We start from the raw sequence: 14767 nt of genomic DNA, 5'->3' as shown, positions 1-14767 counted from the left end.
TATACCATTTCTGATGTTAATTTACCGAACATGATTGTTTATGGTAAATGCTGATATATAGAATAATATACAAGCATGACTGGAAGTAAATGCTTGTGTAACTTTTACCTAAGCAAGGGTATTAAGCAATCCCGTTAAATACTCCATTGGATCCTTTGATTTTTATAATAAGAAAATTGAATAGCTCGCGCACTATCGCGTGTGCTGTTTTTTCAGATCCTAATAGGAATGCAATCATCAAGAAAAACTTCGAATTTATTAAGCAAAACAATATTTTTTAAAGAAATATAGGTGAAAAAACCTGGTACATATATAGTACTAAGGATATAAAAAAACAATAAAATTAATTTTTTAAACACAAAAACAATAGCTACGTAGATAAACTACTGCGTAACACAAAACAACAACTAATTAATATAAAACCTACTACTTATGGACACAAAAAAAACAGTACTACTAGGGGTCTTGCTTCTTAGCTTTATAGGAGTGCATGTGCATGCCCAAACACTTAATGAAACTTCCGGAACAGGTTCTGGGGTAAGTATAACCTCAGGAGACTACAACACCATGTATGGAGACAGCACTGGTTCTAATATTACATCAGGACATTGGAATACATTTTTAGGCTATCAAGCAGGTCGTTCCTGGACAACTAGTGAAGGGGTAGCCATTGGCTATCAGGCAGGATATAGCAATACCACAGGATTCGATAATATTTTTATTGGCGCGCAAGCTGGGTATTCTAATATTAATGGTGGTGACAATACGTTTATTGGTACAGAATCTGGGGAGTTCAATACAACGGGTTACGACAATACCTTTGTTGGAGAAGAATCTGGAACTAGCAATACCACAGGGTATGAAAACACATTTATAGGGGAGGATGCTGGTATGTCTAATACTACAGGGTATAAAAATGTTTTTATAGGTAATGAGGCAGGAATTAGTGCTGATGTAGGGTATAGAAATGTAGCAGTAGGTAGTGAATCAATGAGTGATGTAGATGACGGTCATCATAACACGGCTTTGGGAGATTCTTCAGGGATAGATGTAGGAGATGGTATTTATAATACGTTTATTGGGGCAGCAGCAGGGCCAGCTACTGAATGGGCAGATTATAATACTTTTGTGGGCGCGATGTCTGGTTGGGACAATAACAGAACCAACTCGACAACCAACGCAAACAGAAATACCTATGTTGGTTATTATACAGGGTTTACCAATAGAGAAGGGCAAGATAATGTAGGTATGGGAGCTTTATCTAATTATACCAATACCAACCGAAGTAGAACTGTTTTTATAGGGGCAGACATGACAGTTGGTAATAATGATGTTATTATGATGGGGTATCTTGGTTATAATAACGGTCAGTATAGTATTTCCGTTGGTCAGTTACATGATATGCGAGGAACAAGAGCTGTTGGTATAGGAAATGATTTTAATATGAACGCAGATGCCGACTATTCTGTGGGTCTTGGAGATCAAATAAACATTTCACAATCGTATGCAGTGGGTATAGGAAATAGTGTCGATATAGATAATACGCAAGCTGTAGCGGTTGGTTCCGGATCTGTTGTGCAAAATGACGGTGCCATTGTAATAGGTTATGGAGCAGCTTCCAATGATACAGGAGGTACGGCAACCAATAATATCGCTATAGGCTACAATGCTGTGGTAACTGGTAATAATGCTATAGCAATAGGGAATGCAGCTACTGCAGCGAATGAAAACACCATGGTTTTAGGAGGTGAAACTAATCCGTTAAGTGTGGGTATTGGAACGAATACTCCTAATTCCAATGCGTCTTTAGATTTAACAGGGACCAACAAAGGCTTACTGCTAAATAGATTAACCACAGCGGAAAGAACAACTTTGCAAACAAGTTTAGCAGCTTCAGAAAAAGGGTTGTTTGTATATGATGTAGATTTAAATTCTCCTTTTTCATGGGATGGTACTCAGTGGATTGCTTCTGAAGCAGATACGGATGCGCAAGATTTAGATTTAACGGGAAATACGTTAAGTTTAACGAACGATGGTACTACGGTTGATTTATCAGGGTATTTAGACAATACCGATGCGCAAGATTTATCTTTAAGTAGTCATGTTTTAAGCTTAACCAATGATGGTACTACGGTTGATTTATCGGGGTATTTAGACAATACGGATGCGCAAGATTTAGATTTAAGTGGAAATACCTTAAGCTTAACAAATGATGGTACTACGGTTGATTTATCAGGGTATTTAGATAATACGGATGCGCAAGATTTAGATTTAAGTGGAAACACCTTAAGCTTAACCAACGATGGTACTACGGTTGATTTATCAGGGTATTTGGATAATACTGATGCGCAGAATTTAACTTTTACTGGAACGAGTTTAAGCATCGCTAACGGAAATAGTGTTGACTTATCAAGCTTACAAGATGGTACGGGAACGGATAATCAGGATTTAGATTTGAGTGGAAATACCTTAAGCTTAACCAATGATGGTACTACGGTTGATTTATCAGGGTATTTAGATAATACGGATGCGCAAGATTTAGATTTAAGTGGAAACACCTTAAGCTTAACCAACGATGGTACTACGGTTGATTTATCAGGGTATTTGGATAATACTGATGCGCAGAATTTAACTTTTACTGGAACGAGTTTAAGCATCGCTAACGGAAATAGTGTTGACTTATCAAGCTTACAAGATGGTACGGGAACGGATAATCAGGATTTAGATTTGAGTGGAAATACCTTAAGCTTAACCAATGATGGTACTACGGTTGATTTATCAGGGTATTTAGATAATACGGATGCGCAAGATTTAGATTTAAGTGGAAACACCTTAAGCTTAACCAACGATGGTACTACGGTTGATTTATCAGGGTATTTGGATAATACTGATGCGCAGAATTTAACTTTTACTGGAACGAGTTTAAGCATCGCTAACGGAAATAGTGTTGATTTATCGAGCTTACAAGATGGTACGGGAACGGATGCGCAAGATTTAGATTTAAGTGGAAACACCTTAAGCTTGACCAACGATGGTACTACGGTTGATTTATCAGGGTATTTAGATAATACGGATGCGCAAGATTTAGATTTAAGTGGAAACACCTTAAGCTTAACCAACGATGGTACTACGGTTGATTTATCAGGGTATTTAGATAATACCGATGCGCAGAATTTAACTTTTACCGGAACTAGTTTAAGCATCGCTAACGGAAATAGTGTTGACTTATCAAGCTTACAAGATGGTACGGGAACGGATGCGCAAGATTTAGATTTAAGTGGAAACACCTTAAGCTTAACCAATGACGGTACTACGGTTGATTTATCAGGGTATTTAGATAATACGGATGCGCAAGATTTAGATTTAAGTGGAAACACCTTAAGCTTAACCAACGATGGTACTACGGTTGATTTATCTGGGTATTTGGATAATACTGATGCGCAGAATTTAACGTTTACCGGAACGAGTTTAAGCATCGCTAACGGAAATAGTGTTGATTTATCGAGCTTACAAGATGGTACGGGAACGGATGCGCAAGATTTAGATTTAAGTGGAAACACCTTAAGCTTGACCAACGATGGTACTACGGTTGATTTATCAGGGTATTTAGATAATACGGATGCGCAAGATTTAGATTTAAGTGGAAACACCTTAAGCTTAACCAACGATGGTACTACGGTTGATTTATCAGGGTATTTAGATAATACCGATGCGCAGAATTTAACTTTTACCGGAACTAGTTTAAGCATCGCTAACGGAAATAGTGTTGATTTATCGAGCTTACAAGATGGTACGGGAACAGATGCGCAAGATTTAGATTTAAGTGGAAACACCTTAAGCTTAACCAATGATGGTACTACGGTTGATTTATCAGGATACCTAGACAATACTGATGCGCAGAATTTAACTTTTACTGGAACTAGTTTAAGTATTGCTAACGGAAACAGTGTTGATTTATCAAGTTTGCAAGATGGTACGGGAACGGATAATCAGGATTTAGATTTAAGTGGAAATACCTTAAGCTTAACCAATGACGGTACTACGGTTGATTTATCTGGGTATTTAGATAATACGGATGCGCAAGATTTAGATTTAACCGGAAATACGCTAAGCTTAACCAACGATGGTACTACGGTTGATTTATCTGGGTATTTGGATAATACTGATGCGCAGAATTTAACTTTTACTGGAACTAACTTAAGCATTGCTAACGGAAACAGTGTTGATTTATCAAGCTTACAAGATGGTATAGGAACGGATGCGCAAGATTTAGATTTAAGTGGAAATACCTTAAGCTTAACCAACGACGGTACTACGGTTGATTTATCTGGGTATTTGGATAATACCGATGCGCAGAATTTAACTTTTACTGGAACTAACTTAAGCATTGCTAACGGAAACAGTGTTGATTTATCAAGCTTACAAGATGGTATAGGAACGGATGCGCAAGATTTAGATTTAAGTGGAAATACCTTAAGCTTAACCAACGACGGTACTACGGTTGATTTATCTGGGTATTTGGATAATACGGATGCGCAGAATTTAACTTTTACTGGAACTAGTTTAAGCATCGCTAACGGAAACAGTGTTGATTTATCAAGTTTGCAAGATGGTACGGGAACGGATAATCAGGATTTAGATTTAAGTGGAAATACCTTAAGCTTAACCAATGATGGTACTACGGTTGATTTATCAGGATACCTAGATAATACGGATGCACAAAACCTAAGCTTAGCAGGAACTAGTTTAAGCATTGCTAACGGAAACAGTGTTGATTTATCAAGCTTACAAGATGGTACGGGAACGGATAATCAGGATTTAGATTTAAGTGGAAATACCTTAAGCTTAACCAATGATGGTACTACGGTTGATTTATCAGGATACCTAGATAATACGGATGCACAAAACCTAAGCTTAACAGGAACTAGTTTAAGCATCGCTAACGGAAACAGTGTTGATTTATCAAGTTTACAAGATGGTACAGGAACGGATAACCAAGATTTAGATTTAAGTGGAAATACCTTGAGTTTAACCAACGATGGTACTACGGTTGATTTGTCGGGGTATTTGGATAATACAGATGCACAAAACCTAAGTTTAACAGGAACTAGTTTAAGCATTGCTAACGGAAACAGTGTTGATTTATCGAGCTTACAAGACGGTACAGGAACGGATAATCAAACATTAGCATTATCTGGTGATAATCTGACCATTACAAACGGTAATACGATAGATTTATCGGCCTATGCAAATTCTGACAATCAGAGTTTAACTTCGGCAACACTTTCTGGGAATACTTTAACCATAGCTATTGAAAATGGAGGATCAGTTAATGTTGATTTATCGTCTATTTTAACAAGTGTAGAATCTCAAACTTCAGCTCAGCAGTCACAAATAGACGATTTGATTTCTAGAGTAGGAGCAATAGAAGCCTGTGCTTGTGAAGGTACTTTAAATACGAGTGGCGAAGTTCCTAAAAATGAACGACCAATTTTATACCAAAACATACCGAATCCATTTAACGGAACAACGTCTATTAAGTATTATGTGCCAGTGGACTATGAAAAAGCAGCCATTGTATTTAGCAATACGTCGGGTCAAATAATAGATACGGTACATTTAACTGAACTAGGCGAGCAAGAGTTGTATTTTAACAGCGCATCATTAGCTTCAGGGGTTTACTATTATACACTTTATATTAACAGTCATAAGGTAGCGACCAAAAAAATGATTATAGAATAATAGGAAATAATACTTTTTATGATTTGAAAATAGCGTTTTTATTACGGGAATTTTAATAGGTAAATGGTATTATAAATGTATTTAAAAGCTTTATCAATTTGTATTGATGAAGCTTTTTTATTACGGTAAATTAAAATGGTAAATGATATAAATCATTTCCTAATGCATAATTCTGGTTTAATCAAGCTTTAAAAATAGATGGTACTGTTTCATAGTATAGGTAGAATAATATTTTTAGTACTTAAGGTACAGTTATAAACGCTTATGGTTTATTTTTCAACGCTTAAAGTATATTTGATCTCAAAAAAGCAAATATGGTTTATTTTTCTTTCGAATTAATCCAAGAACAAATCTACTACTATGAAACTATTTATAGAACGAATTACATTATTTGTAGACAATTTACCCAATTACAGTGATGTTTGTGCTTTAGAACTTACTGTTAATGGAGGTTGTTTTTAAATTACGTTTTCCCAAGTGTTAAAGGCTTCGGTTAAGTGCTTTATAGAATCCTTTGTTTTTTTGTAATAAGAAAACTGAATAATTTACAAATTTAGTATGCTGTTTTTTAGCTACTAAAATTAATGTAATCACTTAGAAAAACGTCCAGTCTATTAGACAAAACAAGCATTTTTTTAAAATCTAAAGGAGATATAGGTAGGAAAAGTTAGGATAAGCTTAATACTAGCAATGTAAAAAAAATAGCAAGAAGATTTTTTTTAACACGAAAATAATGACTGCGTAGATAAACTACTGCGTAACACAAAACAACAACTAATTAATATAAAACCTACTACTTATGAATACAATAAAAAGAGTACTACTGGGTATTTTACTGCTTAGCTTTATAGGAGTGCATGCACAAACACTTAATGAAACTTCCGGAACAGGTTCTGGGGTAAGTATAACCTCAGGAGACTACAACACCATGTATGGAGACAGCACTGGTTCTAATATTACATCAGGACATTATAATACATTTTTAGGCTATCAAGCAGGTCGTTCCTGGACAACTAGTGAAGGGGTAGCCATTGGCTATCAGGCAGGATATAGCAATACCACAGGATTCGATAATACTTTTATTGGCTCGCAAGCTGGGTATTCTAATTATGGTGGTGACAATACGTTTATTGGTACAGAATCTGGGGAGTTCAATACAACGGGTTACGACAATACCTTTGTTGGAGAAGAATCTGGAACTCTGAATACCACAGGTTATGAAAATACATTTATAGGAGAGGATGCTGGTTTTAGTAATACCACTGGGTATAGAAATACATTTATAGGTAATGAGGCAGGAATTAGTGCTGGTGTAGGGTATAGAAATACAGCAGTAGGTAGTGAATCAATGAGTGATGTAGATGAGGGTCATCATAACACGGCTTTGGGAGATTCTTCAGGGATAGATGTAGGAGATGGTATTTATAATACGTTTATAGGAGCAGCAGCAGGGCCAGCTACTGAATATGCAGATTATAATACTTTTGTGGGTGCGATGTCTGGTTGGGACAATAACAGAACCAACTCGACAACCAACGCAAACAGAAATACCTATGTTGGTTATTATACAGGGTTTACCAATAGAGAGGGGCAAGATAATGTAGGTATGGGAGCTTTATCTAATTATACCAATAACAACCGAAGTAGAACTGTTTTTATAGGGGCAGACATGACAGTTGGTAATAATGATGTGATTATGATGGGGTATCTTGGTTATAATACAGGCCAGTATAGTATTTCCGTTGGTCAGTTACATGATATGCGAGGAACAAGAGCTGTTGGTATAGGAAATGATTTTAATATGAACGCAGCTGCCGACTATTCTGTGGGTCTTGGAGATCAAATAAACATATCACAATCGTATGCAGTGGGTATAGGAAATAGTGTTGATATAGATAATACGCAAGCTGTAGCAGTTGGTTCTGGATCTGTTGTACAAAATGACGGTGCCATCGTAATAGGCTATGGAGCGGCTTCCAATGATACAGGGGGTACGGCAACCAATAATATCGCCATAGGCTACAATGCTGTGGTAACTGGTAATAATGCTATAGCAATAGGGAATGCGGCTACAGCAGCGAATGAAAACACCATGGTTTTAGGAGGTGAAACTAATCCGTTAAGTGTGGGTATTGGAACGAATACTCCTAATTCCAATGCGTCTTTAGATTTAACAGGTGCCAACAAAGGCTTACTGCTAAATAGATTAACTACAGCGGAAAGAACAACTTTGCAAACAAGTTTAGCAGCTTCAGAAAAAGGGTTGTTTGTATATGATGTAGATTTAAATTCTCCTTTTTCATGGGATGGTACTCAATGGATTGCCTCTGAGGCAGATACGGATGCGCAAGATTTAGATTTAACGGGAAACACCTTAAGTTTAACGAATGATGGTACTACGGTTGATTTATCGGGGTATTTAGACAATACGGATGCTCAAAACTTAACGTTTACCGGAACGAGTTTAAGCATCGCTAACGGAAACAGTGTTGATTTATCGAGTTTACAAGATGGTACAGGAACGGATAATCAGGATTTAGATTTAACTGTAAACACCTTAAGTTTAACGAATGATGGTACTACGGTTGATTTATCGGGGTATTTGGACAATACGGATGCGCAAGATTTAGATTTAAGTGGAAATACCTTGAGTTTAACGAATGATGGTAGTACGGTTGATTTATCAGGATACCTAGACAATACGGATGCACAAAGTTTAAGTTTTACCGGAACGAGTTTAAGTATCGCTAACGGGAACAGTGTTGATTTATCGAGCTTACAAGATGGTACGGGAACGGATAATCAGGACTTAGATTTAACTGTAAATATCTTGAGTTTAACGAATGATGGTACTACGGTTGATTTATCGGGGTATTTGGATAATACGGATAATCAGGATTTAGATTTAACTGTAAACACCTTAAGTTTAACCAATGATGGTACTACGGTTGATTTATCAGGATACCTAGACAATACGGATGCTCAAAGTTTAAACTTCACAGGAACTAGCTTAAGCATTGCTAACGGAAACAGTGTTGATTTATCAAGTTTGCAAGATGGTACGGGAACGGATAATCAGGATTTAGATTTAAGTGGAAATACCTTAAGCTTAACCAATGATGGTACTACGGTTGATTTATCAGGATATTTGGACAATACGGATGCGCAAGACTTAGATTTAACCGGAAATACGCTAAGCTTAACCAACGACGGTACTACGGTTGATTTATCTGGGTATTTGGATAATACGGATGCACAAAGTTTAAGTTTTACGGGAACTAACTTAAGCATTGCTAACGGAAACAGTGTTGATTTATCAAGTTTGCAAGATGGTATAGGAACGGATAATCAGGATTTAGATTTAAGTGGAAATACCTTAAGCTTAACGAACGATGGTACTACGGTTGATTTATCAGGATACCTAGACAATACGGATGCACAAAGTTTAAACTTAACAGGAACGAGTTTAAGCATCGTTAACGGAAACAGTGTTGACTTATCAAGTTTACAAGATGGTACAGGAACGGATAATCAGGATTTAGATTTGAGTGTAAATACATTAAGCTTAACCAACGACGGTACTACGGTTGATTTATCGGGGTATTTGGATAATACGGATGCGCAGAATTTAACGTTTACAGGAACTAACTTAAGCATTGCTAACGGAAACAGTGTTGATTTATCAAGTTTGCAAGATGGTATAGGAACGGATAATCAGGATTTAGATTTAAGTGGAAATACCTTAAGCTTAACGAACGATGGTACTACGGTTGATTTATCAGGATACTTAGACAATACGGATGCGCAGAATTTAACGTTTACTGGAACTAACTTAAGCATTGCTAACGGAAACAGTGTTGATTTATCAAGCTTACAAGATGGTATAGGAACGGATAATCAGGATTTAGATTTAAGTGGAAATACCTTAAGCTTAACCAACGATGGTACTACGGTTGATTTATCAGGCTATTTAGACAATACGGATGCACAAAATTTAAACTTAACAGGAACGAGTTTAAGTATTGCTAACGGAAATAGTGTTGACTTATCAAGCTTACAAGACGGTACAGGAACGGATAATCAGGATTTAGACTTGTCAGGGAACACCTTAAGCTTAACGAATGATGGTACTGCGGTTGATTTATCAGGATACCTAGACAATACGGATGCACAAAATTTAAACTTAACAGGAACGAGTTTAAGCATCGCTAACGGAAATAGTGTTGATTTATCGGGATACTTAGACAATACGGATAGCCAAGCATTATCCTTAGCAGGAAGTACGTTAAGTATTAGTAATGGGAATATGGTAGATCTTTCTAGTTTTATAAATTCAGACAGTCAAGATCTGACTTCAGCTACTTTATCGGGTCAAAACTTAATTATTGAGATAGAAAATGGAGCTTCAGTTAGTGTTGATTTGTCGCCATTAGTAGCAACGATTGTATCACAAATGACAAGTGTGTTAGATCGTTTAGATATTGTGGAGAGTTGTGCTTGTGAAGGCACTTTAAATACGAGTGGAGAAGCTCCTAAAAATGAAAGACCAATTTTATACCAAAACATACCGAATCCATTTAACGGAACAACGTCTATTAAGTACTATGTACCAGTGACCTATGAAAAAGCAGCCATTGTATTTAGCAATACGTCGGGTCAAATAATAGATACGGTACATTTAACTGAACTAGGTGAGCAAGAGTTGTATTTTAACAGCGCATCACTAGCTTCAGGGGTTTACTATTATACACTTTATATTAACAGTCATAAAGTAGCGACCAAAAAAATGATTATAGAATAATAGCAAATAATACTTTTTATGATTTGAAAATGGCGTTTTTATTACGGTAATTTTAATATGTAAATGGTATTATAAATGTATTAAAAAGCCTCATCAATGCAAATTGATGAGGCTTTTTTTATAGGGTAAAAACATAGTGGCATTATATAATTATACCAGTTATTGTTTGAATTTATTGTAAAAGAAAATGAATATTTTTTTCTTTATATAAGATAGAAAAAGCAATAATAGCAGTAGCTATGATTTCTATTTATATGGAAATAGAAAAGGAAAAATGACGTTTTATTACGGTAAATTCAAATGGTAAATGGTATTACTTTCACAATATAAAGCACAGGTATGGACGTAAGAAAATGATGTATTCATATCAAATCATTCATAGTATAAAAAAAAGGTTTTTCAAATAAAGACAAATAGAAAATTATTATTTTTACCATAATGAAAAGTATAGATAGATTAAATACATTACTACTCGCAATTTCTTTAGGCTTAGCGTATATATTACCTTTTGAATTGTTTTTGATTTCATATGCTATTTTAGGGCCACTACACTACTTAACAGAAATTAATTGGATAAAAGATAAATCGTTCTTTTTAAAAGAAAAGAGATGGCTTACTCTGTGTGTAATTCTAACCTTAGTAATAACAATACCCGCTTTATTAAAACTAGATTTCATTCATTCGTTATGCAAAGAAACCTTATTAGAAAAAGGACTGAAATTAATTCAAGACTATTCAAATATAGCCGTTTTTACTGCTTTAATGCTTGCCGTAGCACTTCTCACATTTAAAAAACCAAAACAAAAAATAATTTCATTTGTATCGATACTTGCATTAGGATTTTTATTAGTAAAACAAGAGCAGTTTAATTTAATTTTTGGAGTGCTGTTACCAACCATAATTCATGTATATATTTTTACACTCATTTTTATGTGGTATGGCAGTATTAAAAGTAATTCTAAAATAGGGTTTTTAAATGTAGGGTTATTATTTAGTATTCCGTTTTTAATTTTGTGTATACCTTTTAATCTGCCTTTATCTTTGACTCATTATATTAAAGATGTGTATGTAGAAAACAAATTTTATGTATTGAATGTTACCATATCCAAACTCTTGAATTTCTCCGACGGTACAACTTTTAACTTTTCTGATACAACAGTACACAAAATTCAAATGTTCATTTCTTTTGCCTATACCTACCATTATTTAAACTGGTTTTCCAAGACAAAAATAATTGGATGGAACAAAGGATTGGGATATAAAAAGATAATAGTGCTGTTGTTGCTTTGGAGTACTTCTGTCAGTTTGTTTTTTATAGATTATAAATTAGGAGTGGTAGGGTTACTTTTTTTGAGTTTTATGCACGTATTTTTGGAGTTCCCCATTAATGTTATTTCAGTAAAAGGAGTGGCAGCTTTTTATAAAAATAAGCTTGTTGATTTTTTACAAGAAAAAAAATAGCCTAGCTAGTCATAGATTTCTAGAGAACAGTTAATAGCTGTTATTGTTTGAATTTATTACAATAAATTCAAATGGTAAATAGTATCACTTTAGATAATACTATTATGATGTTAATGTACCGATCATAACTCTTTATCTTCAATGCCTATTTACAGCCAGAAAGAAATGATGAAGTATAATAAATATAGATGTGTTTTGGGCAACGAAATATAATGCAAAACGACATATTCTATGAAGTGAACTTCAGGTGTAAACGGTATTCAAGGCCCTTTTTTCTAAAAATTTGTGGTAATGTAAAAATTATATAAGATTCACCTTGTTTATCTTCTTGAGAAACCATTTTATATAGTGGTGTTAAAAAACTTTTTAAACCCGAATATTTCACTACTTTAGCCCTCTAAAATCAACTGGTAAAAGCAATTTTTTAAATTAACGGTTGACGTATTCGTTTTTCAGAAAATACCAAATAAGGCATGTTTTTTGAAAAACTAAAAAATCAAATTTTATACCAGTTATTGTTTGAATTTTCTTTTACGGTAAATTCAAATGGTAAATGATATTAGTTTCTCTTAAAATATTGATATTTTAAATATAAATGCTATGAAAAAAATCACAATACTCGTTTTATTGTTAGTGAATACCATTGCTTTTGCTCAGAATTTTAATCTTACCAAAAGTGGTATTTTTAAAGATAAGAAAAAACATAGTTTTTTAACCTTTGCCTTAGATGATGAGCAAGGAGGTTTAATTACTGTTAGAGAATACTGGGGAGGCTTTGCTGTAAAGAGAATTAAAGGATATTATATCCAACATTTTGATGCCAATCTTTCTTTAAAAAATGAATACAATTATGAGGTGAAGAAAAGACGTTTAGAAAACGCTTTCGTTAAAAATGGTACACTGAATTTAATAGAATTTGAACATGCAAGTAAGGAAGATAAAATTATATACCGTGTATTAACGTTGAAACTTAATGATTTTAAGTTCAGTAGTAAAGAAATCTTATCGATCTCAGAAGATAATGTGAAAACATATTTTGGGGCACTAGTATTCCCTTTCCTTAAACATATTGGTATGACTCAACCAGGTCGTGATCATATGGGAGAAGTTGTAATGTCGAAAAACAATAAATTTTTTGCTATTAATTTTGATTTTAAAAACAAGAAAAAAGAGACCCATAAGATATTTGTCTTTAATGATAAGCTTGAAATGGTTTACGATAAGCTTATTGTTAAAGATATAAAAGATCGATTATTTGACTATAATGATATTGAAGTGGATGATGAAAATGGAGCCGTATATTTCTTAGGGAAATCTTTCGAAAATAATTCTAAAAGAACTAAGAAAAAAGGAAAATCTAATTACCATTTTGAGTTAAACAGGATAGACAGCAACGGGGAAAAAGTAATTAGTTTTAAAAACCCAGATAAATTTGTTGGTTCATTAGCTCTAGTTAGAAATGGAGATCAATTGTCTTGTGTAGGGTTTTATGGTACTAAAAATGAAAATAAGTATCATGGCGTATGCGTTTTTAATTTAGATCGTGCTTCTTTAAAAATGGAAACCAAAAAATTCAACCCTTTTTCAGATACTTTTTTATCAGATAAATATGGAAATAAAGAAGGAAGGAAAAAACGCAAAAAGAAAAAAGGATTAGAAGGCATAGTATTTAAACATATTCAAGTGATGTCTAATGGTGATTTGGTTATATCTGCTGAAGAAGACTATATAACAATGCATACCACCACATATGGGCAAAATGGATCAATGCGAATGTATACCGTTCATCATTATGATGATATTATGGCTTTCAGAATTAACCATCAGGGAAATTTAATATGGGCAAGAAATATCAATAAAGCCCAAATAGGAAATGAGAACAGTTCATTTACTCCTGTTTCTGTTAATGAAAGAACCCACTTCTTTATAAACTGCTCCGATAAATTGAAAAAATTACGAGATGATAGAATTCAATTTAAACAAACCTCTGCTAAAAAATCAAACTTATATGTAATATCAATTGATGGGAATGGAAAGTTTGATTTCAAAAAGTTAGTGGATAGAAAAGATTCTGAAGTTTTTTATAAAGTGAATAAAGGAATCAAACCTAAATCAAAAAATCAAGTCATTCTTTTAGGTAAAAGAAAGAAGAAATCTCAAATTCTTAAAATCGAAATTTAACTGTTAATGCTGCTATTATAGCATTTAACTTAACGATTATATATCGTTTGTGGAGAATGGCACTTGATTAGTGATCGTATTTTATACTGAATCATCTCTATTACTGTCATCGTATAATACCGATGGTTATTTGAAATCTTCTAATGAGTGAAGCGATATTAAGGAGAGATTTCACCTAATAATCTGTATAACTGTCATTTTCGTGGATACCACTAGATTCAAACCTACCGTAATGGCAAACGTCAGTATTTAATTAAGAGTAGTTAACTTCAAGACATAATACGATTTATAGATAAATATTTCGTGTATAGGTATTGAATTATTTTAAGTTAGTTTAAGGCATAAAACTTTAGCATAGCCAAGCTATGGTTAAGTTTTATAACGCAAAAATAGCTACAAAAGAAATAATAGATATGCGAAATATTTATTTGTAAATCGTATAATACCATTTCTGATGTTGATCTACGGCTTGTATATTGTTCATTTTGAATGGTATATATCGGTGGTACTAATTTAATTTTCTCTAGTTTTTTTAGGGTATATTGCCAATGGTAAATTCAAGGCTTCTAATATATGAAATGA

At 34.0% G+C, this 14767-nt stretch carries 4 protein-coding genes; all 4 read left to right on the top strand.

All coding sequences use genetic code 11. From position 1 onward, the window contains the following. The first annotated feature begins 432 nt into the window (after positions 1-432). Entirely contained in the window at positions 433-5742 is a 5310-nt protein-coding gene (locus AC2TDS_RS02970) for a phage tail-like protein (protein ID WP_484737644.1), read from the top strand. 799 nt (positions 5743-6541) lie between these two features. After that, on the top strand, positions 6542-10543 hold the full coding sequence (locus AC2TDS_RS02965; RefSeq protein ID WP_484737643.1) for a phage tail-like protein: 4002 nt from the start codon (positions 6542-6544) through the stop codon (positions 10541-10543). Positions 10544-10981: 438 nt separating this feature from the next. Further along, positions 10982-12004 carry a hypothetical protein gene (locus AC2TDS_RS02960; RefSeq protein ID WP_484737642.1) on the top strand — a complete coding sequence of 341 codons (1023 nt, stop codon included), beginning with the start codon at positions 10982-10984 and terminating at the stop codon, positions 12002-12004. Positions 12005-12604: 600 nt separating this feature from the next. Continuing rightward, a complete protein-coding gene (locus AC2TDS_RS02955) occupies positions 12605-14185 on the top strand; it encodes a hypothetical protein (RefSeq protein WP_484737641.1) in 1581 nt (526 codons plus the stop codon). Positions 14186-14767 lie beyond the last annotated feature (582 nt).

The sequence above is a fragment of the Tenacibaculum profundicola genome, assembly GCF_057220795.1.
Note: the sequence above shows the minus strand (reverse complement) of the source record. Positions and strands in the feature narration are given on the sequence as shown.